Annotated in this window: 14 protein-coding genes, 2 tRNA genes, 3 rRNA genes and 1 pseudogene; 5 read left to right on the forward strand and 15 right to left on the reverse strand. The window is 41.3% G+C overall.

The window, feature by feature from the left end:
- Nucleotides 1-3 precede the first annotated feature (3 nt).
- The 13 genes from fadD to FEE42_RS03520 all read right to left on the reverse strand — a co-directional run bounded on the left by fadD (nt 4) and on the right by FEE42_RS03520 (nt 18,119).
- Nucleotides 4-1,695, reverse strand: a complete 1,692-nt coding sequence (fadD, locus tag FEE42_RS03460) for a long-chain-fatty-acid--CoA ligase FadD (RefSeq protein WP_164027727.1) — start codon at nt 1,693-1,695, stop codon at nt 4-6.
- A gap of 43 nt (nt 1,696-1,738) precedes the next feature.
- Nucleotides 1,739-2,278: a Slp family lipoprotein gene (locus tag FEE42_RS03465; protein WP_164027728.1), complete on the reverse strand. Its 540-nt coding sequence runs from the start codon at nt 2,276-2,278 to the stop codon at nt 1,739-1,741.
- Nucleotides 2,279-2,306: 28 nt separating this feature from the next.
- Nucleotides 2,307-3,017, reverse strand: a complete 711-nt coding sequence (gene tsaB, locus FEE42_RS03470) for a tRNA (adenosine(37)-N6)-threonylcarbamoyltransferase complex dimerization subunit type 1 TsaB (protein WP_059366738.1) — start codon at nt 3,015-3,017, stop codon at nt 2,307-2,309.
- A gap of 12 nt (nt 3,018-3,029) precedes the next feature.
- Nucleotides 3,030-4,940, reverse strand: coding sequence for an ATP-dependent DNA helicase (locus FEE42_RS03475; protein WP_164027729.1), 1,911 nt, complete (start codon nt 4,938-4,940; stop codon nt 3,030-3,032).
- Between the two features lie 409 nt (nt 4,941-5,349).
- Nucleotides 5,350-5,465 (reverse strand): 5S ribosomal RNA (gene rrf, locus FEE42_RS03480).
- A gap of 173 nt (nt 5,466-5,638) precedes the next feature.
- Nucleotides 5,639-8,536: ribosomal RNA gene (locus FEE42_RS03485) — 23S ribosomal RNA — on the reverse strand.
- Nucleotides 8,537-8,805: 269 nt separating this feature from the next.
- A tRNA-Ala gene (locus tag FEE42_RS03490) sits at nt 8,806-8,881 on the reverse strand.
- Between the two features lie 50 nt (nt 8,882-8,931).
- Nucleotides 8,932-9,008 (reverse strand) — tRNA-Ile (locus tag FEE42_RS03495).
- Nucleotides 9,009-9,089: 81 nt separating this feature from the next.
- Nucleotides 9,090-10,625 (reverse strand): 16S ribosomal RNA (locus tag FEE42_RS03500).
- The 16S, 23S and 5S rRNA genes sit together here with 2 tRNA genes alongside, the layout of an rRNA operon.
- 361 nt (nt 10,626-10,986) lie before the next feature.
- On the reverse strand, nt 10,987-14,094 hold the full coding sequence (locus tag FEE42_RS03505; RefSeq protein WP_164027730.1) for a type I restriction endonuclease subunit R: 3,108 nt from the start codon (nt 14,092-14,094) through the stop codon (nt 10,987-10,989).
- Between the two features lie 28 nt (nt 14,095-14,122).
- Nucleotides 14,123-15,034, reverse strand: a complete 912-nt coding sequence (locus FEE42_RS03510; RefSeq protein WP_164027731.1) for an FRG domain-containing protein — start codon at nt 15,032-15,034, stop codon at nt 14,123-14,125.
- Nucleotides 15,018-16,268 (reverse strand): restriction endonuclease subunit S, encoded by a 1,251-nt coding sequence (locus tag FEE42_RS03515; protein WP_164027732.1) that lies wholly within the window; start codon nt 16,266-16,268, stop codon nt 15,018-15,020. The genes FEE42_RS03510 and FEE42_RS03515 overlap by 17 nt, the downstream gene beginning before the upstream one ends.
- 291 nt (nt 16,269-16,559) lie before the next feature.
- Nucleotides 16,560-18,119, reverse strand: coding sequence for a type I restriction-modification system subunit M (locus tag FEE42_RS03520; protein WP_164027733.1), 1,560 nt, complete (start codon nt 18,117-18,119; stop codon nt 16,560-16,562).
- A 209-nt stretch (nt 18,120-18,328) separates the two neighbouring features.
- On the opposite strand from FEE42_RS03520, the gene FEE42_RS03525 reads away from it, so the two are divergent.
- Nucleotides 18,329-19,156: a DUF5718 family protein gene (locus FEE42_RS03525; protein ID WP_164027734.1), complete on the forward strand. Its 828-nt coding sequence runs from the start codon at nt 18,329-18,331 to the stop codon at nt 19,154-19,156.
- A 39-nt stretch (nt 19,157-19,195) separates the two neighbouring features.
- Here the strand turns inward: FEE42_RS03525 and birA are convergent, their stop codons facing one another.
- Nucleotides 19,196-20,101, reverse strand: coding sequence for a bifunctional biotin--[acetyl-CoA-carboxylase] ligase/biotin operon repressor BirA (birA, locus tag FEE42_RS03530; RefSeq protein ID WP_164027735.1), 906 nt, complete (start codon nt 20,099-20,101; stop codon nt 19,196-19,198).
- A 134-nt stretch (nt 20,102-20,235) separates the two neighbouring features.
- Between birA and guaB the strand changes: the two genes are divergently transcribed.
- The 4 genes from guaB to guaA all read left to right on the forward strand — a co-directional run bounded on the left by guaB (nt 20,236) and on the right by guaA (nt 24,674).
- The gene (guaB, locus tag FEE42_RS03535; protein ID WP_059365504.1) at nt 20,236-21,699 is read left to right on the forward strand and encodes an IMP dehydrogenase; all 1,464 of its coding nucleotides are present in this window, start codon (nt 20,236-20,238) and stop codon (nt 21,697-21,699) included.
- 156 nt (nt 21,700-21,855) lie between these two features.
- A complete protein-coding gene (locus tag FEE42_RS03540) occupies nt 21,856-22,257 on the forward strand; it encodes a GFA family protein (protein ID WP_059365505.1) in 402 nt (133 codons plus the stop codon).
- 171 nt (nt 22,258-22,428) lie between these two features.
- A complete protein-coding gene (locus tag FEE42_RS03545) occupies nt 22,429-23,094 on the forward strand; it encodes an HAD family hydrolase (RefSeq protein ID WP_059365506.1) in 666 nt (221 codons plus the stop codon).
- A gap of 20 nt (nt 23,095-23,114) precedes the next feature.
- Nucleotides 23,115-24,674, forward strand: coding sequence for a glutamine-hydrolyzing GMP synthase (gene guaA / locus FEE42_RS03550; RefSeq protein WP_059365508.1), 1,560 nt, complete (start codon nt 23,115-23,117; stop codon nt 24,672-24,674).
- Nucleotides 24,675-24,800: 126 nt separating this feature from the next.
- Here guaA and tssI read toward each other — a convergent pair.
- A pseudogene (gene tssI, locus FEE42_RS12645) lies at nt 24,801-25,371 on the reverse strand (type VI secretion system tip protein TssI/VgrG); the annotation flags it as partial.
- Between the last annotated feature and the right edge of the window lie 90 nt (nt 25,372-25,461).

A 25,461-nucleotide genomic window follows, 5' to 3' on the forward strand; every position in this document is an offset into this window, starting at 1 on the left:
AACTTAGTGTGTTGGTCGGTTAGCAATTTCTTCATCTCGTAATATTCGGCGTAATATTTTTCCAACATTTGTTTTAGGTAATTCATCTCGAAACTCAATTTCTTTCGGCACTTTGTAGCCGGTCAAATGCTGACGGCAATGCTGACGGAGTTCATCACGCGTAAGACTTTCGTCTTTTTTTACTACAAAAATTTTAATGGTTTCGCCTGAAATTTCGTTCGGTACGCCAATTGCCACAGCCTCCGCTACTTTATAATTAAGCATGACAACATCTTCAATTTCATTCGGATAGACATTAAAACCGGAAACTAAGATCATATCTTTTTTGCGATCCACAATACGTAAACTGTAGCTTTCATCCATAATGACAATATCGCCGGTTGCCATCCAGCCGCCATCTTTCAATACTTCACTCGTTGCTTCAGGACGCTGCCAGTAGCCTTGCATGACTTGCTCGCCTTTTACCCATAGTTCTCCCGCCTCACCGATTTTCGCCTCTGAACCATCATCTTTAATAATTTTTACATCCGTATTTGGCACAGGCACGCCGATAGTCCCGTTATGTTTCACAACATTTACCGGACAAGCGGCAATAAGAGGTGAGCATTCCGTCATACCATAGCCTTCAATAATGTTACAACCGGTTAAATCGTGCCAACGAGTAGCAACGGATTGCTGAATAGCCATACCACCGCCAACAGAAAGTTTTAATGCCGAAAAATCAACTTCTTTGAAATTTTCATTATTTAATAGTGCATTAAATAGCGTATTCACTCCTGTAATGGCTTCAAAGCGATATTTTTTTAACTCTTTGACAAAACCATCAACATCACGTGGATTTGTAATCAAAATAGCCGTAACACCAAGTTCAAGGAAAAGTAAACAGTTCACGGTTAAAGCAAAAACATGATAAAGCGGTAAGGCAAGAATAGCCGATCGGGCACGAGCATGATCGCCGATGAAAGGTTCTGCGATCCATTTTGCTTGGAAAACATTGGTAATAATGTTTCCATGGGAAAGCATCGCCCCTTTCGCTACACCGGTTGTTCCCCCCGTATATTGTAGGAAAGCCAGATCATTGCGTCTCACTTCAGGTTGAATATATTGACGATGTTTACCAATACTTAATACTTCACGGAAAGTAACGGCATCAGGTAATTTATACTTTGGTACTAATTTTTTGATGTATTTCACCACAAAATTAACTAATGTACGCTTACCAAAGGAAAGTTGATCACCCATTCGGGTTAAAATGACGTGTTTTATATCAGTGTTAAAAACGACTTTCTCAAGCGTCGAAGCAAAATTTGAAACAACCACTATCGCTACCGCACTGCTATCTTGTAATTGATGTTCAAGTTCACGCGGAGTATAAAGCGGGTTAACATTCACTGCGATTAAACCTGCCCGTAAAATACCAAAAAGTGCGATAGGATATTGCAACAAATTCGGCATCATTAATGCTACACGATCACCGCGTTTTAATTTAAATTCATTTTGCAAATAAGCTGCAAAAGCCCGACTACGCTCTTCTAATTTACGAAAAGTAAGAACCTGCCCCATATTGATATATGCCGGTCGATCAGGATGTTCGCGAATCGCTTTATTAAATATATCTAAAATTGATTCATATTTCGAAGTATCCAGATGTTTTTCAGTACCTTCCGGATAATTTTGAAACCAAATTTTTTCCATTTATTAACCTTATCGTTGGAAAATCGACGGCAGATTCTATCACTTAATTTAAATAATAGCGAATTTCCGGCTCAGTATGCCATGGACGATAGCGCCAATTCCCAAAACCCCAATCATTCCAATGATCCAACGGGTAGTAATGTCTAGTCAATGTCCAAAGGCGGTAATTTTCAATTTGAACAACCGGATAAGAGTAGTTAGCCTGCTCAATTTTGCCTTCTTCTTTGCCGGATAAAACACCGCCTAGAGTAATATAACGATCTTTCAGATTCTCTGGATCAACAAAACCATCAAGATAAGCGATAAAGCGCCCTTGGGACTGTGATTCCAATATAGGTTTACCCGAATAATTAGCAATCGGCAGACTTAATACTTCAATTTTCGTTTTATTCGGTAAAATTTCCGATTGAATAATTTTCCCGCCTAAACGTACGGTTTTACAGTGACAATTCAGATCTTGCGGAGAGATAGTCCGATAATCCGTAATAGAAAATCTATCTTTCTCTAAGCCTTGAGGTGATGTAATACAGCCTGTTAATAAGAAAGAAAATGCAGTTAAAAATAGTGTTACTTTTACCCTCATAAGTGCCTCCTACCGTTCTATAAGGAAATTATTCGCGTCCCGGCAATTTTTTCCAGGTGACCTCATTACGTAAATAAATAGGTTCTATCTCTAATGCTGAAATCACTTTTTTTTGTGACCAATCCACACGGGCTAACTCCAGCATATAGAAAGCATTGGGCAATTCAATATCCGTACCGACAAAATTTTTTTCAGAAAATTGCGGATAAGCATTCCAACCTGTTCCTACTCGAAAAGCCGCCTCATCGGTAAATTGAGCAATAACCTGCTCCGGCGAGCAAACTTGCTCAGTAATTACTTCATGCCACTGAAAAAACTCACCGAAATCAGACCGCACTTTTTCCCGTTTAAGTTGGGAAAAATAAACTTCATTCATTCTCGCATCAATAGCCGCAGCAACATTTTCCATTTGATGTAATTCGAAAGCCGCCTGTGCCATCGCCGTTAAATTTGAAATAGGAATAACCGGTAGATTTGCGCCAAAAGCCAATCCTTGTGCAATTCCTGCACCAACCCTAACGCCTGTAAAACTCCCAGGGCCGCGACCAAAAGCAAGCGCATCAACTTGAGTCAAGCGAATTCCTGAATTTGCTAGAATTTCATCTATCATCGGCAGAATACGTTTTGTATGACTCCGTTGAGCCAACTCACTTAAATATGTTTTTTCACCCTTGTTTAGCAATGCGACAGAACAGGCTTCAGTAGAAGTATCTAATGCTAATAACGTTAAATTTGTCATTATTTTTCTCAATTATTTATTTTGTAGGAATTGTATCACTTTGTTGAGATCTCGGGTACGGCTTAAATTTGGCAAACTTTTTAAAAATGTTTCACCATAGTGACGCATTACAAGGCGATTATCACAAATAACGACGACACCACGATCCGTAATATCACGAATTAAACGCCCCACTCCTTGCTTTAGCGTAATGACGGCTTCAGGAATTTGGATATCATTAAACGGATTGCCACTTTGTAAACGGCAATCCTCAATACGCGCTTTAAGTAAAGGCTCATCAGGAGACATAAAGGGAAGCTTATCAATAATAACCAAAGAAAGTGCATCACCTCGCACATCAACCCCTTCCCAAAAGCTTGACGTAGCAACTAACACTGTATTTTGATTAGCCGTAAATTGTTCCAATAATGTCGTTTTCGACATTTCTCCTTGTAACAATACTAATAGTTGGCTATTTAAACGAAAATACCCTGCTAAATTACGCATCATTTCATAGGAAGTACAAAGAACAAAACATCTCCCTTGGTTGGCTTCAATGATAGGTAACAACATTTTACCCAACTCGGTTTGTGTATTGGTTTGGTTTGTGTTTGGCAAATAGCGTGGTACACACAATAATGCCTGTTCAGTATAATTAAACGGACTTTGTAGAATAAGCTGGCGGGCATTTTCAATTCCTAAACGATGACAAAAATGATCAAATGTCCCACCGACTTCTAAAGTAGCGGATGTGAAAATCCAAGCAGCCTGCTTGGTTTTCAGTTGTTCACCAAATTTATCCGCAACCGTTAAAGGAGTAATATGCAGAGCAAATTGGCGAGCAAAAGTCTCATACCAATAACAATGACCGACACGATCCGTTTCCTGTAAACGTTGTAAATCGCCTTTTAAATTTTCAACCCGTTCAAAAATATTATCCAGGGTCTGTGAACGCCCTAAAGCTAATTTAATTACTTCAGACAAAAAAGATAATTTCTCAATAAGAATTTTAAATGATTTTTCGACCGCACTTTGCCTCAATATTTCACGCCAATTACTACGTAGATTTCCTTCTCCCAATACTAAACGAAAATCTTGTACTGTTTTTTGTAAAGTGTCCGCCGCGCTGCTTAACTGTTTCAGATCTTTTAATTCCATATGGTAAACAACGTTAATATCTTTACAAAGTTCAAAAAATTGTCGAGAACTCACAGATTGTCCAAAATATTGACTGGCAATATCAGGTAATTGATGAGCCTCATCAAAAATAATATTTTCCGCTTGGGGAATAAGTTCACCAAAACCACTTTCTTTCACTGCCATATCTGCAAAAAACAAGTGATGATTGACGACTACAATATCTGCATTGAGCGCTTTTTTTCGTGCCAGTGCGACGTAACAATCCGAATAATTTGGACAATCTGAGCCAAGACAATTTTCTGCCGTACTGGTTAATTGGGATAAAATCGGGCTATCTTCTGCAAGATCGGCACACTCAGTCAAATCTCCCGTTTTACTTGAAATGCTCCACTGTCGAACTTTAAATAAATCTTCTAATACCGATTTATCGCCCAACACGCCCTGTGCAATTAAGCCTTCCAAACGCTCTAAACACAAATAATTAGATCGACCTTTAAGTAAAGCGGTTTTTCCTGTGTAACCCAATGCTTTTTTTATTGCCGGTAAATCACGATTAAATAATTGCTCTTGGAGATTTTTAGAACCGGTAGAAATAATAGTTTTCTTACCGGAAAGCAATGCTGGAGCTAAATAAGCAAAAGTTTTTCCTGTACCGGTGCCGGCTTCTACGACTAATATGCTTTTTTCAGCAAAAACTGTTTCGATAGCTTGCGCCATTTCCAGCTGTTCAATACGCGGGTGAAAACCTTTAATATGTTGGCTTAATGCACCGCTTTCAGCAAAAACTTTTGTAACTTTACTCATAAAAAAGAAATCTAACTATATCACCGCTAAAATTTGTCATTAGTGTAACAAATTTCATTAATGAATAAAAATACAGTAAAAATAAACTTATAATTGATTAAACTTTAAAAAAGTTGATAGCAGGAAAAATAATCTTTGAAATGGAGGGATAGCATTTAAATTTTATATCAAAAATAAATAGAAAACGTCCTAAGTTTTAACCGCACTTTATTTTTTCTTTTACTAGAATGCATGCATCCTCATACGAAACGCAAAAAGTAAAGTGCGGTTGATTTTAACGTTATTTGTGAAAATGAAAATTTGATATCTTTCAAAACTGTATTTTGGCTAACTAAAAATGTATAAAGAACATTTTCTACATATAACAAAAACCCCTGAACCTCTCGATTCAGGGGATGATATAATTAAAATCCGGCAGTGCCCTACTCTCACATGGGGATACCCCACACTACCATCGGCATTACAGCATTTCACTTCTGAGTTCGGGATGGATTCAGGTGGAACCACTGCACTCTCGCCGCCGGGATAATTCTTCGATAACTTCTTCTCTTCAAGTTTTATCTTGTTCTATCTTTTTATCTCGTTTTATCTCTTTTATCTTTTTCATCTGTTCTATCGGATACAAGCTGATGACTGATGACTGTATACTTTAATTCGTTGTATTTCACACTAGCCGCCCAAAAACACTTGAGCGTTGTATAGTTAAGCCCCTCGGGCAATTAGTATGGGTTAGCTCAATGTATCACTACACTTACACACCCCACCTATCTACGTCGTCGTCTCCAACAACCCTTACAGACTCTAAGTCTGGGAGAACTCATCTTGAGGCAAGTTTCGTGCTTAGATGCTTTCAGCACTTATCTCTTCCGCACTTAGCTACTCGGCAATGCGTCTGGCGACACAACCGAAACACCAGTGGTGCGTCCACTCCGGTCCTCTCGTACTAGGAGCAGCCCCCCTCAATTCTCCTACGCCCACGGCAGATAGGGACCGAACTGTCTCACGACGTTCTAAACCCAGCTCGCGTACCACTTTAAATGGCGAACAGCCATACCCTTGGGACCTACTTCAGCCCCAGGATGTGATGAGCCGACATCGAGGTGCCAAACACCGCCGTCGATATGAACTCTTGGGCGGTATCAGCCTGTTATCCCCGGAGTACCTTTTATCCGTTGAGCGATGGCCCTTCCATTCAGAACCACCGGATCACTATGACCTACTTTCGTACCTGCTCGACTTGTCCGTCTCGCAGTTAAGCTTGCTTATACCATTGCACTAACCTGACGATGTCCGACCGTCATTAGCAAACCTTCGTGCTCCTCCGTTACTCTTTGGGAGGAGACCGCCCCAGTCAAACTACCCACCAGACACTGTCCGAGACCGCGTTCCGCAATCTTCGTTAGAACACCAAACGTTAAAGGGTGGTATTTCAAGGACGCCTCCACAATCACTGGCGTGACCGCTTCAAAGGCTCCCACCTATCCTACACATCAAAATTCAATGTTCAGTGTCAAGCTATAGTAAAGGTTCACGGGGTCTTTCCGTCTAGCCGCGGGTACACCGCATCTTCACGGCGATTTCAATTTCACTGAGTCTCGGGTGGAGACAGCCTGGCCATCATTATGCCATTCGTGCAGGTCGGAACTTACCCGACAAGGAATTTCGCTACCTTAGGACCGTTATAGTTACGGCCGCCGTTTACTGGGGCTTCGATCAGGAGCTTCTCTTTCGATTACACCATCAATTAACCTTCCAGCACCGGGCAGGCATCACACCCTATACGTCCACTTTCGTGTTTGCAGAGTGCTGTGTTTTTAATAAACAGTTGCAGCCAGCTGGTATCTTCGACCGGTTCACCCTTCACCCGCTAGGGGCTACAAGCTACGCCGGCGCACCTTCTCCCGAAGTTACGGTGCTATTTTGCCTAGTTCCTTCACCCGAGTTCTCTCAAGCGCCTGAGTATTCTCTACCTGACCACCTGTGTCGGTTTTCAGTACGGTTTAATAAAGCCTGAAGCTTAGTGGCTTTTCCTGGAAGTGTGGTATCAGTTACTTCAGCCCCTTGAGGCCTCGTCATCATTTCTCGGTGTTAATAAGCGCCCGGATTTGCCTAAGCACCCCACCTACCAACTTAAACGTGCATATCCAACAGCACGCTAACCTAACCTGCTCCGTCCCCACATCGCAGCTTTACCAAGTACGGGAATATTAACCCGTTTCCCATCGACTACGCTTTTCAGCCTCGCCTTAGGGGCCGACTCACCCTGCCCCGATTAACGTTGGACAGGAAACCTTGGTCTTCCGGCGAACGGGTTTTTCACCCGTTTTATCGTTACTTATGTCAGCATTCGCACTTGTGATACGTCCAGCATACCTCCCGATACACCTTCATCCGCTTACACAACGCTCCCCTACCCAACAGGATTAATCCTGATGCCGCAGCTTCGGTGCTATGTTTGAGCCCCGTTACATCTTCCGCGCAGGCCGACTCGACTAGTGAGCTATTACGCTTTCTTTAAATGGTGGCTGCTTCTAAGCCAACATCCTAGCTGTCTAAGCCTTCCCACTTCGTTTCCCACTTAACATACACTTTGGGACCTTAGCTGGCGGTCTGGGTTGTTTCCCTCTCCACGACGGACGTTAGCACCCGCCGTGTGTCTCCTGAGTATCACTCTTCGGTATTCGCAGTTTGCATCGGGTTGGTAAGCCGGGATGGCCCCCTAGCCGAAACAGTGCTCTACCCCCGAAGGTGTCCGCTCAAGGCTCTACCTAAATAGATTTCGGGGAGAACCAGCTATCTCCCGGTTTGATTGGCCTTTCACCCCCAGCCACAAGTCATCCGCTAATTTTTCAACATTAGTCGGTTCGGTCCTCCAGTTAGTGTTACCCAACCTTCAACCTGCCCATGGCTAGATCACCGGGTTTCGGGTCTATACCTTGCAACTAATCGCCCAGTTAAGACTCGGTTTCCCTTCGGCTTCCCTATTCGGTTAACCTTGCTACAAAATATAAGTCGCTGACCCATTATACAAAAGGTACGCAGTCACCCTTTCAGGCTCCCACTGCTTGTACGTACAAGGTTTCAGGTTCTATTTCACTCCCCTCGCCGGGGTTCTTTTCGCCTTTCCTTCACAGTACTGGTTCACTATCGGTCAATCAGGAGTATTTAGCCTTGGAGGATGGTCCCCCCCTCTTCAGACAGGATATCACGTGTCCCGCCCTACTTATCGTAAGCTTAGTACCATCAACGTGTTTTAAGATACGGGACTATCACCCCCTACGGTTGAGCTTCCCAACTCATTCTCCTAACACGCTCACTATCACTTACCGGCTCTTCCGCCTTCGCTCGCCGCTACTCACGGAATCTCGGTTGATTTCTTTTCCTCGGGGTACTTAGATGTTTCAGTTCTCCCGGTTTGCTTTTCATTACTATGAATTCATAATGAAATGATGGATTCTTCATCCATCGGGTTTCCCCATTCGGATATCTTGGATTAAACGCTTCTTATCAACTCATCCAAGCTTTTCGCAGATTAGCACGTCCTTCATCGCCTCTGATTGCCAAGGCATCCACCTTGTACGCTTAGTCACTTAACTATACAACCTCAAATGTTTTCAGCCTGCCTACTCAGTCAGGCCTACATCTTGAAGCGAATCTTTAATTCAACTAAACACTTGACTGCCTTTCTCCAGTCAAGATTTTTCTACTCAGACTTCCTCTATTCCTTTTGGAACTTAAAAGTCTCTTCAGTTTTCAGCTTGTTTCCAATTTTTTAAAGAACAGAAGATAAAACTTTTCAGTTATCATCGTTAAGTAAACGCAATACCATTTTCTATCAATGCAACATTTACTTAACGATGATAAGTGGTGGAGATAAGCGGGATCGAACCGCTGACCTCCTGCGTGCAAGGCAGGCGCTCTCCCAGCTGAGCTATATCCCCAGTTATCATTAATTTGCAGATACTTGCCCTTACTTCACTCACTCTTAGAGTGGTGGGTCTGAGTGGACTTGAACCACCGACCTCACCCTTATCAGGGGTGCGCTCTAACCACCTGAGCTACAGACCCAAGGACAATGTTGATTTCCGCTCTCTATCTTGTCTACAACTCTCAGCCAATCTGTGTGGACACTTACTATAGCTCGTTCGGTAAGGAGGTGATCCAACCGCAGGTTCCCCTACGGTTACCTTGTTACGACTTCACCCCAGTCATGAATCATACCGTGGTAAACGCCCCCCTTACGGTTAAGCTATCTACTTCTGGTACAACCCACTCCCATGGTGTGACGGGCGGTGTGTACAAGGCCCGGGAACGTATTCACCGCGACATTCTGATTCGCGATTACTAGCGATTCCGACTTCATGGAGTCGAGTTGCAGACTCCAATCCGGACTTAGACGTACTTTGTGAGATTCGCTCCACATCGCTGCTTCGCTTCCCTCTGTATACGCCATTGTAGCACGTGTGTAGCCCTACTCGTAAGGGCCATGATGACTTGACGTCATCCCCACCTTCCTCCGGTTTATCACCGGCAGTCTCCTTTGAGTTCCCGACCGTATCGCTGGCAACAAAGGATAAGGGTTGCGCTCGTTGCGGGACTTAACCCAACATTTCACAACACGAGCTGACGACAGCCATGCAGCACCTGTCTCAAAGCTCCCTAAGGCACTCCCGTATCTCTACAGGATTCTCTGGATGTCAAGAGTAGGTAAGGTTCTTCGCGTTGCATCGAATTAAACCACATGCTCCACCGCTTGTGCGGGCCCCCGTCAATTCATTTGAGTTTTAACCTTGCGGCCGTACTCCCCAGGCGGTCGATTTATCACGTTAGCTACGGGCGCCAGAGTTAAACCCCAACCCCCAAATCGACAGCGTTTACAGCGTGGACTACCAGGGTATCTAATCCTGTTTGCTCCCCACGCTTTCGCACATGAGCGTCAGTACATTCCCAAGGGGCTGCCTTCGCCTTCGGTATTCCTCCACATCTCTACGCATTTCACCGCTACACGTGGAATTCTACCCCTCCCTAAAGTACTCTAGATTCCCAGTCTGAAATGCAATTCCCAGGTTAAGCCCGGGGCTTTCACACCTCACTTAAAAATCCGCCTGCGTGCCCTTTACGCCCAGTTATTCCGATTAACGCTCGCACCCTCCGTATTACCGCGGCTGCTGGCACGGAGTTAGCCGGTGCTTCTTCTGTGACTAACGTCAATCAACTTGGCTATTAACCAAACTGCCTTCCTCATCACCGAAAGAACTTTACAACCCGAAGGCCTTCTTCATTCACGCGGCATGGCTGCGTCAGGGTTCCCCCCATTGCGCAATATTCCCCACTGCTGCCTCCCGTAGGAGTCCGGGCCGTGTCTCAGTCCCGGTGTGGCTGGTCATCCTCTCAGACCAGCTAGAGATCGACGGCTTGGTGAGCCATTACCCCACCAACTACCTAATCCCACTTGGGCTCATCTTATGGCAAGAGCAAACGCCCCCTTTAGTCCAAAGACTTTACGCGGTATTAGCTGCAGTTTCCCGCAGTTATCCCCCTCCATAAGCCAGATTCCCAAGCATTACTCACCCGTCCGCCACTCGTCAGCAAAGAAAGCAAGCTTTCTTCCTGCTACCGTTCGACTTGCATGTGTTAAGCCTGCCGCCAGCGTTCAATCTGAGCCATGATCAAACTCTTCAATTCAAAGTTCAATCGCTCAATAAACTGCTTAGCTATTAATATACACTACTATAAAAAGTAATAATGAATTTCTAGTTTAAGCACCTATTAAGACTTCAAAATTAAAAATATTTTAACAAGTCTATTAACAAGTGCCCACACAGATTGTCTGATTCGTTGTTAAAGAGCAAAAAATAACGACGCACCGGCAAATCTTCTTACTTCACAACAGCGCGTCGTTGTGTGGTGCGCATTATAGGGAAAATGAAAAACAATGCAAGCGGTTTTTGCAAAAAAATCGCAAAAAATTTCAAAAAAGTGACCGTCTGGTGAAATCACAATCAATATGTTGAAAATTGCTTCAATATTTGAATGTTTTATCTAACTAGATCCCAAAAAAACGCTCAAAAAAGGCTTTGAGTTTATCCAAAACGGTCTGGAGTTTTTTGCTACGCTGATTATCGGGGGTAAAACGAGACATCGGCGGCAAGACTTTATCAATCAACGTGCCTGCTTCACTAAATATACCATTTTCAAACGCACTGTTTACAAATTGATGTGTTGCTTCGGGGTTAAGATTTTCTTTATCAATAATTTCATCAAGCTCTTTTTGTTTCGCTTGCTCAATATGAGAACGCCAACTTTCATCAAGTTCTGCATTTGGTGTTAACGAAGCAATGAAGGTTTGAATTAAATCTTTTTTATTGCGTAGCTCCACGCTGGAATCAACTGCTTTCTCAATGTTAATCAACAACTCTTTATCCTCACCATTTTTAGTATGGTATTGGCGGATAAGCTCTAAGATATAATCAATATTAATTTCCACTTGTTTGATCAATTCCATTTCAAACACAATGTCATCATTAATATTTTCTGCATCGTCCTCTTTAGTGCTACGAAACTCTTCGTAAAGATCAATATAAAGTGAATGATAGTCTTGGATATTCCTCTCCGTTAAAATCTCTAAGCCTTTAAATTGATCGAACACGGAAAGAATATTTTGTAATTTTAAAAAACTACTATACAGCTTAATAAATTCCTTTTTAGCTTTTTCGCTTTCAATGCGCTCACCAATAGGGAATTTTTCTAAAAGCTCCGCAACAATATCCTTATAACCACGCCGTTTCTTTCCATTGTCTTCATAACCCTCATAGTAATCCTTAAAGGGTTTCATCAACACTAAACCGCCGGCTTCTTTATCACCAAATAAAGCAATACTGTCATTAGTTGCTTTTTCCAGATTGCGAAAACAAACAATATTACCAAAACGTTTTACCGAGTTTAAAATTCGATTGGTACGGGAATAGGCTTGTAGCAAGCCGTGATTTTTCAAGTTTTTATCGACCCAAAGCGTATTGAGCGTTGTCGCATCAAAGCCCGTTAAAAACATATTCACGACAATTAACAAATCAATCTCACGATTTTTCATTCTCAACGATACATCACGATAATAATTTTGGAATTTTTCCGCTGATGTATCGTAATTGGTATTAAATAACCGATTGTAATCGGCAATCGCATTGTCTAAAAAATCTCGATGACTTACGCTCAGCCCTTCGGTATTTTCTGAATTCTCATCGTCAATATTGTCATCATCAAGCTCATCATTTGCACCGTAGCTAAAAATCGTAGCAATTTTTAGCCTTTGTGCTTCAGGTAATGGTGCTTGTTGCTGTTTGAATATTTGATAATAGTGCTTTGCCACATCAATTGAACTCACGGCAAAAATCGAGTTAAAACCACTTAGACGGATTTTCGTTTTGATTTCTTCTATTGAGCGGCGATCTGTGGCAGAAGCAAGATGTTCAATGTTTGACAAGCGGTTAAAAAAGTAAGATTTATTGCGAAGGGTTTTCTGAGCAAAGTGCTGTAAAATATAGGCGACAATATTATGAATACGTTCAGGGGCATTCAACGCCCGCTCCCGATCAATATCGGTAACTTTCTTATCTTCCACATTATCGGCTTCTTTCACCGTACGGACATAATCCACCCGAAACGGCAACACATTTTTATCTGCGATTGCATTCACAATCGTATAAGTATGGAGTTTTGTGCCAAACGTCTGTGCCGTTGTAGTCTGTAATAGCGAAAATGCTGATGACTGTTGCTGTGCGTTTTGGGCAAAAATCGGTGTCCCCGTAAAGCCAAATAACGCATACTTTTTAAATGCTTTAGTAATCGCTTGGTGCATTTCACCAAATTGTGAACGATGACATTCATCAAAAATAAGCACAATATTTTCATTAAAAATAGCGTGGCTACCGTGGCGTTTAATAAATATCGCCAGTTTTTGAATGGTCGTAATAATAATCTTGACATTAGGGTCGCCCAGTTGGTTGGCAAGAATTTTGGTGCTGGTGTTGCTATTCGCCGCCCCTTGCTGGAATTTGTCATACTCTTTCATTGTTTGGTAATCAAGATCTTTTCTATCGACCACAAACAACACTTTATGAATAAAAAGTAACTGGCTGGCAAGTTGCGCCGTTTTAAATGAGGTTAAAGTTTTACCACTCCCCGTTGTATGCCAAATATAACCGCCTGCATCAATTGAACCGAATTGCTTATAATTTTGTGCAATCTGTAACTTATTTAAAATACGCTCGGTAGCAACGATCTGATAAGGACGCATCACCAATAACAAACGGTCAGATGTAAACACACAATAGCGAAACAGAATTTTTAGCAAGCTATGCTTAGCAAAAAAGGTCTTGGTGAAATCCATTAACTCGGTAATCGGCTTATTTTCCGCATCTGCCCACCACGAAGTAAACTCAAAACTGTTACTGGTTTTCTGCTTACGCCGATGACTATTGCGTTGCTCTTTTAAATGGCTATCACGGGTTGAATTACTATAATATTTGGTGAGCGTACCGTTAGAAATCACGAATAACTGAACATATTCAAACAGCCCGCTACCCGCCCAAAAACTTTCCCGCTGATAACGATTAATTTGGTTAAAGGCTTCCCGAATATCGACCCCACGCCGTTTTAACTCAATATGCACCAACGGCAAACCATTCACCAATACAGTAACGTCATAGCGATTTTGACGAGGCGTATCATTGACTTCATACTGATTTAGCACTTGCAAATGGTTGTTATGAATATCCTCTTTATCCACCAAACGAATATTCTTCGTTGTACCGTCATCACGGGTTAAAAGTTGGATTTCATCTTGTTGAATGATTTCACTTTTATCGGCAATATGACTATTCTTATTGGCAATCACTTCATTAAAAAAGTGTTTCCACTCGGTTTCGCTAAACGCATAATGATTCAACCGCTCTAACTGTCGGCGTAAATTGGCAATTAAATCTTGCTCGGTATGGATAAATAAACGCTCGTAGGCTTGCGAGGTGAGCTGGCGAATAAAGGCTTGCTCAAGCTGTGCTTCACTTTGATAGCTATCTTCCTGAACAGCATTATCCCGCTCAAATTTTGCCACTACCGTGCTTTCAGGATTTTCCAATACCAAATCAAGATAGTTCATTTTTTGCCTCGTTTATTTTAGATCTTAATTAGCAATCAATCCCATATTGTTCTTTAATCATATGATTACAATATAAAGCAGCTCCATTTAAATCAGGACAAAGTGTTCCTCGATGAATATTCATTTGTCTTAAATCTAATAAACAATTCTTTCTGATACTAGGAGAACTTTTAATATATATTTTGCAAATATAGTTAGCTATGTCATTTGCTTTAGTAATACTAACTCTCCTTAAATTATCAATTAACATATCCTCCAATGTTGTACAATAAGGAGCAATAGTAAACAGACCCGATTGATTTACTAATCTTCCAAAAGGATCTTTACTAGGTTCAAAGAATAATTGCTCTTGAACTTCAATCTTAGAGAAAAGATTTACCAATTTTGTTTTATTTAATGCATAAATTACCCGATAATTATCATCATCTTGTTGGTGTTCAAAAGCAAAAAATAATGCAACATAAGGAGATTGAGTCCAGTCTAACAATGGTGTAGCAAGATCATAGTGTTGCCCAATTGCCCAAAAATCATTTTCGTCCATATCAGATAAGTAAGTTTTATCCTTAAAAATTCTACGACATTCCTTTCTAAATTGATTTAAATGAGCCTCTCTCAAATCTAAAGATTTAGATCCAATACGTTCCAGTGTAGATTCTAACCTCCAATTATGATCTCTATGTCCTCTAAACACCCAATCAGAACCAACACCATCAAAATGCTCTGTATACAGCAAGCAACGCAAAGCATCATAGGATTTTATTTTAATCGATGGAACATAAGAACTAATAACAAAGTTTAAATTATTAGCCTCACTTTTTCGTATATAATCCCTAGAGAATACCTTATCAGTATTAAGATTTTTATCTTGAGCTTTTTCTTGATAACTATCCTCCCAAAATTGTAATTCTTCAGGAATAGATTGCTTACACATTGAAGTCATTTTTGCACTCCTTAAAAGTTAATAATTTATTTCTATAGTATTCATACTGCTGCCGACGGGCATTGATTTCCGCAGGCAAACCCTTGGTTAAATCGTTTACTAGCTTATCAAATTTATCCAAAATATCGACTATCATTTGTTGGATTTCGAGTGAGGGAAATGGAATTTCTATTTTATTTACATTTTCTTGATTTAATTTTGGCTGAGCTCCTCCCGATATAAATTTAGATATATCAATAGAATTTATATAATACTCTACAAACTTTCTAGTAACATCATTTCTAAACTCTATAACATGGGCGTGATTATTTACCCAATTTTTCCCTGAAATTGAGAACGCAATAGGTGTACTTCTTGCTAATAGGTTAGCACCATCTTCTGAGATCAGTAAATAATCTCCATCAAAAATATAATGTTCAACAAAATCAACGATCCCCGAAGCCCCATAATATGGATATTCCCCTTTTACCCTTTTCGAAGATGATATTGGCTTTCTGATTCTGTCTAAGTTCACAGAAATTTCAGGTAATATCTTACAAGGCACACCCTGCGGGCAAAGTTCCTCTAAATATTTTTTCAGTGGGTGAGAATCCACATTATCGAAAGTTAAAAGGTTATTTCGGTAATACTCATATTGTTTTTTCCGCAGGGATAATTCTGCCTCCAGCGTAGCCTCCAGCTCGGTAAAAATGTCAAGCACTTTTACAATTTTTTGTTGAATTTCGAGTGGCGGGACAGGGATAACTATTTTAGAGAATTTCTTTTTAGAAATATTAAATCTGGTTACTCCGCTAGCAGTAAGAGAGATTTGCTTTCTTAAATTCCTGCTTCTAAAAAGATGTTTTAAATAATCAGGGGAGAAATCACTTACTCTATTTAATCTAAAACCAAAACAAAAACTATTCAAATATATATCTTCATTTATTTTTTCATTAACTACTGACGACATACCACACTCATCAGCAGTTTCAGATGAACTTGTAAACAATATATCTCCATATTCTATTTTATGTTGATTTTCACCTTCAGTTATTTTAACTGTATCGGTTATATTCGTATTCAAGGCAGGATTTTTATAAATATTCATATAAGTAACATATTTACAGTTTCCATTTTCAAAGTGGATTTTTGTTTTCCCTGTTAAGCCACTATAAAAGTACCCTAATTCATCTAATGTCCTAAACTCCACCCCTTCAGGGCAAAGGCTTTCTATCATTTTTTCAATGTCGTTCATTCTCTTTTCTCTTTATTTTGCAGTAGTTGCACAACGTTGTTTTTTGTTCGCTTGTAGGGACACACTGCGTGTATCCATACTTTAACCTATTGAAATAATTTGATTTTTATAAAGGACACACGCAGTGTGTCCCTACATTCTGTTAAAATCAGCCAGAAATCGACCGCTCTTGCCTAATCATCATTAGCAGCTTTTAGATTCTTCAACCTTCCATTTAAACTATTTCCATTCTAGAAAGTGCTGACTTAATACTTAATTAGTTACGCTCAAAAATATTGGAAATCGGTTTCATCATTTTCCCTCAATCTCCGCCACAATCTTATCAATGGCTGTACGCAGTTCTGCTTGCTGTTTCACGATGTCGGCAAGGCGGGCATTGAGTTCGGTAATATCCACTTTCTCGCTCGTGTCTTCTTGCTCAACATAGCTTGAAACAGAGAGGTTATAGTCATTTTCGCCAATCTTTTTATTTTCAACCAGCTCGGCAAAATGCGGTTGATGTTGTCGCTGTTTAACCGCTTGATAAATCGCCTCGATATTCTCATCAGACAATTTATTTTTGTTTCCACCTTTCACAAACTGACTGCCTGCATCAATAAACAAAACGGCATTATCCGCTTTGCTCTTTTTCAGCACGATAATACAGGTGGCAATGGTCACGCCGAAGAACAAATTTTGTGGCAACTGAATGACCGTATCGACATAGTTGTTATCAATGAGGTATTGACGGATTTTCTGCTCTGCTCCGCCCCGATACAATACGCCGGGGAACTCAACGATTGCCGCCGTGCCGTCGGTCGATAACCAATGGAGCATATGCATCGTAAAGGCCAAATCCGCCTTACTTTTTGGTGCAAGAATACCTGCCGGTGCAAAACGGGGGTCGTTAATCAAGAGCGGATTATTATCTCCTTCCCATTTGATTGAGTAAGGCGGGTTGGAAACAATCGCATCAAAAGGTTCATCGTCCCAATGGTGTGGTTCGATAAGGGTATCGCCTAGGGCTATATCAAATTTTTCGTAGTTAATATCGTGCAAAAACATATTGATACGGGCAAGGTTGTAGGTAGTGATATTGATTTCCTGCCCGAAAAAGCCTTGCCGAACCTTATCTTTACCCAGCACTTTGGCAAATTTCAGCAATAACGACCCGCTTCCACACGCCGGATCATAGACTTTGTTGATGTGCGTTTTATCGCCAATCACTATTTTCGCCAATAATTCCGATACTTCCTGCGGCGTAAAAAACTCACCGCCCGATTTTCCTGCATTGCTGGCATACATTGCGATTAAGTATTCATAGGCATCACCAAATAGATCGTTGTTATTCTCTTGATAATCACCCAATTTTAAGGAAGCGACCGCATTGAGAATTTTGGTCATCCGTTCGTTACGCTTCAGCACTGTTGAGCCGAGTTTATTGCTATTGACATCAATATCGGCAAACAGCCCTTTGAAATCGTCCTCACTTTCTTCGCCCAGCGCAGAATTTTCAATATTTTTAAACACTCGGCTCAGAATTTCATTCAGATTTTCTTGATGTAATGGGGCATTTTGTTGCACGTTCTCAAAAAGATCGCTCGGCAAAATATAAAAACCTTTGGATTGCACCGTTTGCTCCCGACCATATTCCGCCGTTTGATTATCTAATTTGGCATAGTCGAAATCAGGATTACCGGCTTTCCATTCGCCTTGATTGATATAGTTCGTCAGATTTTCAGAAATAAAGCGATAAAATAGCATTCCCAATACATAGGATTTAAAATCCCAGCCTGTTACGCTCCCACGCAATTCTTCTGCGATAGCCCAAATAGTTTTATGTAATTCTGCACGCTCTTGTTCTTTGCTCATCTTTCACTCCCTATTTAAGTGCAATCATTATACAATATTCCGCCAATTCTACTGAAAATCCGCCTGTTTGTCTGAGAGAAATAATAATTAAAACCTCCTATATTTTATTTCTAATCTAATTAAGGCGTTTTTCTTATTCTTATTACTACTGATTTTTTACCACACAAGCGGTAGAATTTAACCCATTTTTTACAAAAAAGGAGAACACTATGAACACTACATTTATCGGCTTAGGCGTGGCAGGCAATTTTGCCGGTCATTTAGAACAGGCGGGCGAGGCGGTGGATTTTTTGCAAGTCAAAACCGTTGAAGCGGTGCAACCGAAAGCAATTTTTCCATTTTATGTGCCAAGTGATAACCTTGGAGAATACCAATTTCTTGCCACCTATCCTCTTTCAAATACCGAAATTTGCTTTCCAAATGATGCAGATAACCTGCAAATTGAGCCGGAAATTGCGCTGATTTGCGATATTCAGTATGAAAATCAGCAAGTTATCGCATTAAAGCCAACCCATTTTGCTGCTTATAATGACTGCTCAATCCGCCGTCCGAATGCTCGTAAAATTTGTGAAAAAAAGAATTGGGGCGAAAAATCGAAAGGCATTTCGCCCACTTGGATCGCTCTCGATCAGTTTACCGCCAGCGGTGTTTTAGACGACTACCACATTGCCTGTTTCCACAAACGCAACGGCGTACTGAATGAGTACGGTATCGACAGCCCTGCGGTTGGGTATAGCTATTTCCATCAAAAATTATTGGATTGGGTTGTGGATCGAATGAATCATCAGCCGGACGAAGGCCCGATGAACCATATTGCTGCAATGCTCAAACAAGCCGACTATCCGACCAAAGCAGTAATCAGTATTGGGGCAACCCGCTATACCGATTTCGGTGAGCATAACTTCCTTCAAATCGGCGATACCAGTATTGTAGCGGTGTATAACGGCAAAACCTATTCCCACGAGCAGATAGCCCAAATGGCGACGCAGGAGCAATTTGCGGAAGATGTTTCCGCCCTCGTACAAAAAGTGATTTAAATCAAGTGCGGTTAAAAACACTGGAGATTTTAACCGCACTTATTTTCGACGAAGTGATACCTCACCGCCATTAAAAGTTCGTAATTCATTTTCGCATAACAACTGTAGATATCCCCGTTTATCAATGCCCTGCTCAATGCCTGAGATTATGCCCTGTTCGGTTATCACATTTACTTCGCTATTGAAAAAGGCATTGTGTCTTCGCCATACTTGTTGAAATTCAGCATCAATGCCTTCTTTTTCAAAACGAGCTAAGCGCCTATACAAATGTTGAATGAGCGTTGGAAATAAAGCTTGCCGATCAATATTTGGATTAATTTCACACAACTGCGCATAGGGCTGACTAATTTCCGCTTGCGCAGGTAAAGATACGTTAATTCCTACGCCAATCACCAAATTAAGTAATCCATTCTTATGGCTCGCAATCTCAACTAAAATACCGCCAAGTTTCCGCCCATCAAATAAAATATCATTCGGCCATTTCACTTGCACACCAAGCGTCTCGGCAATCGCAAGCCCCACGACTAAACTCAATCCCTCGAGCGATTTTTTAAGATCGAATGTCCAATAAAAACTGAAAATCATTTGACCAGCAAAAGGTGACAACCATTGACGACCACGCCGCCCACGACCAGCCGTTTGATATTCCGCAAGACAAAGATCGCCTTTGTGAAGATGAGCAATATTTTGCAAAATCCATTCGTTAGTAGAGGAAATGACCGGTTCATAATGTATCCGATAGGGTAAAAGAGCGGTTGAAATTTGCTGTAAATTGAGTAGAGGTAATTGCGGTATTAATTGATAGTATGAGGTATGTTCTTCAATGTTTAGCCCCAACTCTCGCCACTGCTGCACATCAAAAGCCACATTTTGCGAAAATGTCGCCAATTCTGACCGCACTTTAGGTGTGCAATCGGACAAACTGGTTAATAATACCAAATTCATACTTTTTCCCATCACGAAAACGTTTGCGAATCATAGCATAAAATCGAAAAATTTCGTTTTCAAAATGGTGCAAAATCTGTATAATCCCGCCGCAATATTTTTTAACATTCACTTTTAACGACGGAAATATTGCTATGCTTAGAATCAAAAAAGAAGCCCTCACTTTTGATGATGTTCTCCTTGTCCCGGCACATTCTACCGTGCTTCCAAACACGGCTAATCTTTCGACCCAACTCACTAAAACAATTCGCCTGAATATCCCTATGCTCTCTGCGGCAATGGATACAGTCACCGAAACCAAATTGGCAATTTCCCTTGCCCAAGAAGGCGGGATTGGCTTTATTCACAAAAATATGTCGATTGAACGCCAAGCAGATCGGGTACGTAAAGTGAAAAAATTTGAAAGCGGTATCGTTTCCGAACCGGTTACAGTTTCACCAACCCTTACTCTTGCAGAATTGGCCGAACTTACCAAGAAAAACGGTTTCGCCGGTTATCCGGTGGTTGATGCGGATAAAAACTTGGTCGGCATTATCACCGGCCGTGATACCCGTTTTATCTCAGACTTAAGTAAAACAGTCGCTGATTTTATGACGCCGAAAGACCGTTTAGTTACGGTTAAAGAAGGGGCAACCCGTGAAGAAATTTTCCGTTTAATGCACGAAAATCGGGTAGAAAAAGTGTTGGTGGTCAATGATGATTTCAAACTAAAAGGGATGATCACCTTAAAAGACTACCAAAAAGCCGAAAGCAAACCGAACGCCTGTAAAGATGAATTTGGGCGTTTGCGTGTAGGTGCGGCAGTGGGGGCTGGCCCGGGTAATGAAGAACGTATTGATGCCTTAGTCAAGGCCGGCGTCGATGTATTGTTAATCGACTCTTCACATGGTCATTCCGAAGGTGTTCTACAACGTGTGCGTGAAACCCGTGCCAAATACCCAGATCTTCCTATCATCGCCGGTAATATTGCGACGGCTGAAGGTGCAATTGCTCTGGCTGATGCCGGAGCAAGCGCCGTGAAAGTGGGGATTGGCCCCGGCTCAATCTGTACCACTCGTATCGTCACTGGTGTGGGCGTACCACAAATCACGGCGATTGCCGATGCAGCGGAAGCCTTAAAAGATCGAGGTATTCCGGTCATTGCAGACGGCGGTATCCGTTTCTCAGGCGATATTGCCAAAGCCATTGCCGCCGGTGCAAGCTGTGTGATGGTCGGTTCAATGTTTGCCGGTACGGAAGAAGCGCCGGGTGAAATCGAACTTTATCAAGGGCGCGCATTTAAATCCTATCGAGGCATGGGCTCCTTAGGAGCAATGTCAAAAGGTTCAAGCGATCGTTATTTCCAATCGGATAATGCCGCCGATAAACTCGTACCGGAAGGCATTGAAGGGCGTATTCCATATAAAGGTTATTTAAAAGAAATTATCCACCAACAAATGGGTGGTTTACGTTCTTGTATGGGCTTAACAGGCTGTGCCACCATTGACGAACTCCGTACCAAAGCGGAATTTGTGCGAATCAGCGGTGCAGGTATTAAAGAAAGCCACGTTCATGATGTGACGATCACCAAAGAAGCCCCGAATTATCGAATGGGATAGCGAGCGGCAGATAGACTGCTACTGATGAAATATAGGTTAGATCATGATTTATCAGTAAAGAATTAATTGTTAAAAAATAAAGTGCGGTTGTTCTTTAAGAAGTTTTGATTAAGCCGCACCTGTTATTTTGGGACGTAAGTAATTTAGGGAGTAAAAATGAAAGGTAAATGTTTATGTGGTTCCGTATCTATTTCCGTACCTAAAAACAAAAATGTTCACGCTTGCCACTGTGGAAATTGTGTTCGTTGGAATAGTAGCCCTTTATTTAGTTTAACCTATCAACAGAAGTTAGATATTTTAGGAGAGGATTTCATTCAATGTTATCAATCTTCAGAGTGGGCGGAGCGTGCGTTTTGTAAGAAATGTGGAACACACTTATATTATCACTTATTGGGTACTAATAATTATGAACTATCTGCAGGTTTATTCTGTTCGGAAAATGAATTTACTTTAGAACAAGAAATTTATATTGATCGTAAACCTTCTTTTTATTACTTAGGTAACAATGTGCCTAAATTAACTGAAAAAGAATTTTTAGAAAAATTAGGCTTAGTATAAACTTGACGAAATATCAAAATATATTAGAAAATATAAATACCTAGTGAATAGTTATGATAGAAAACATATTTTGTCATTATTAGTTTATTATTCAGCCACTATTTTTATATATTCAACTACAAAGCCATTCTCATAAAAATAAAGACTGTTAATAATGTAGGAATTTTTATCATGCTCCAAGCGATTATTTTTGATATGGATGGCGTGATTGTTGATACCGAATTTTTAGAATACAACTTGCAAGCAAAGTTTATCGAATCTATCAAAGAACACGACCGCACTTTAACACAGTCCGAACGTTCGGAAGTGGTTGGGAAAGGGCTGTCTGAAATTCCGGAAATCGTGAAAAAACTAAGTAATTCATCATTACCATTGGAAGAAATCAAACGACGCTATTTTGATTTTTTCAACCAACTTTTTTCAACAGTGAATTATCTTTCAATTTTCCGTTCTGATATTCAAAAAATTATTGATTTTGCCAAACAACATCACATCAAATTAGCGGTAGCCTCCTCTTCCCGCCTTGAACATATTCAGAATATTTTGACAAAATGTGATATTATTCAGCACTTTGATTTCATTGTCAGTGGCGAACAATTTGAACGTAGTAAGCCTGATCCGACAATTTATCGATACACCCTCGAAAAACTAGGTGTGCAAGCAAAAAATACTGTAGCGATTGAGGTTTCTTTTTTCGGCATTCAAGCGGCAAAATCTGCCGGTATTCCTGTAATTGCCTACGAAGAAAAACGAATACTTATTGACCAATCCGAAGCCGATTATTGTGGCAAGGATATGAGCGAAATTTTAACTATTATTCAAAAATTACATTATTAACCATTTTATTAAGGTAAAAAATGACAAACATTCATCACCATAAAATCCTAATCCTCGACTTTGGTTCTCAATACACCCAACTCATTGCCCGCCGCGTGCGTGAAATTGGCGTTTACTGCGAACTTTGGGCATGGGATGTCACGGAAGAGCAAATCCGTGAATTTAATCCAACGGGAATTATTCTTTCCGGTAGCCCCGAAAGCACCACAGAAGAAAACAGCCCACGCGCGCCGGAATACGTCTTTAATGCAGGCATACCGGTACTGGGTATCTGCTATGGTATGCAAACGATGGCGATGCAACTAGGCGGTTTAACGGAAACCTCTGATCATCGTGAATTTGGCTATGCCTCCGTTTCTTTAGAAAATTCAACCGCACTTTTTGATCATCTAAATGATGGTGACGGCAAACTGGATGTCTGGATGAGCCATGGTGATAAAGTAACCCGTTTACCGGAAAATTTCCAAATCACCGGTACAACCCCAACTTGTCCGATTGCAGCAATGTCAGATGAAAGCCGCCATTTCTACGGCGTACAATTCCATCCGGAAGTAACTCACACCAAAAGCGGTTTGGAATTATTGAAAAATTTCGTGGTGAATATTTGTGGTTGCGAAACCAAATGGACTGCGGAAAATATTATTGAAGATGCAGTAGCCCGCATTAAAGCACAAGTGGGCAACGATGAAGTGATTTTAGGCTTATCAGGCGGTGTGGACTCCTCTGTTGTCGCATTATTACTACACCGTGCAATCGGCAAAAACTTACACTGTGTATTTGTGGATAACGGCTTGTTACGCTTAAACGAAGGCGATCAAGTGATGGAAATGTTCGGCAATAAATTCGGCTTAAACATCACCCGAGTGAACGCAGAAGATCGTTTCCTAAGCGAACTAGCCGGCGTGGACGAACCGGAAGCGAAACGTAAAATTATCGGTAAAGTCTTCGTAGATGTATTCGATGACGAATCAAAAAAATTGCCAAATGTGAAATGGTTAGCGCAAGGCACTATCTACCCTGATGTAATCGAATCTGCTGCCAGCAAAACAGGCAAAGCACATGTAATCAAATCACATCATAATGTGGGCGGTCTGCCGGATTATATGAAACTCGGCTTAGTCGAGCCGTTACGTGAACTTTTCAAAGATGAAGTGCGTAAAATCGGCTTGGCGTTAGGTCTGCCTGCTGAAATGCTTAACCGCCATCCATTTCCGGGCCCGGGTTTAGGTGTACGTGTACTGGGAGAGGTGAAAAAAGAATACTGTGACCTACTCCGCCGTGCCGATGCGATTTTTATTGAAGAATTACACAAAGCAGATTGGTATTACAAAGTCAGCCAAGCCTTCACGGTGTTCCTTCCTGTAAAATCTGTTGGTGTAATGGGCGACGGTCGTAAATATGACTGGGTTGTTTCCCTCCGTGCTGTTGAAACCATCGACTTTATGACCGCACATTGGGCACATTTACCATACGATTTATTAGGTAAGATCTCCAACCGTATTATCAATGAAGTAAATGGCATTTCCCGTGTGGTGTATGATGTGAGTGGAAAACCACCTGCAACGATTGAGTGGGAATAAAAACCCAGCCTTTCATCACAGTTCAATTCATTTCAAAAATAGCTAAAAGCCCTGTAATATCAGGGCTTTTCTATTTCATTTCACTTCATATTAGTTTATTTTTGACCGTATAGTGTTACTAATACAGATAAAAATCTCTTCTTGGTCTTTTTCGTCTTCAAAACGCAGTTCGTTAAAGCCGTTACCTTTGTGGGTTTTGGATTTTATTGTGGTGCGGGTTTTATGTTCCGGTAGTTTATAGGGCGGTTCGGTGGTGCTGTGGTAGGTGCGTCCCACTACAATCGGTTGGTCCGGGTCGCCGTTTAGGTATTTGATCAGCACTTCATCGCCGATTCGCGGTATCATCATGTTGCCGTATTGGGCGCCCGCCCAGCCCTGAAGCCCCCGTATCCAGCAAGAACTGTGTTCATCTCCGTTGCTCCGTCTGTCCCACGGGAATTGTAGTTTGACCCGGCCCCATTCGTCACAGTAGATTTCTTCTCCCTCAGGGCCGACCCACATGCGCCACTTGGGTGCCGCGAATAATCGGGCGGGTTTTTGGCGGGCTGCGCCAAGGTTTGTGATGGGGGATGAGGAATAGGGTGTTTTCGTAATGGTTGCCACTTTTTGAGGTTTCGTCTTCAACCGTTGCCCGTTCTATCGCTTCTTCCTCTAATACGCCGGTTTGGGTTCCCCTATGCTCCGCGCGTACCAACCAAATAATTAAAATAGTTGTGGTTAAATTAAATGTAAAAAAATAGAATATCTAAGTTTTATGATATATTTTAAACCGCTTTATAAATATGAG

The organism is Rodentibacter caecimuris (assembly GCF_010587025.1).
Lineage (GTDB): Bacteria > Pseudomonadota > Gammaproteobacteria > Enterobacterales > Pasteurellaceae > Rodentibacter > Rodentibacter caecimuris.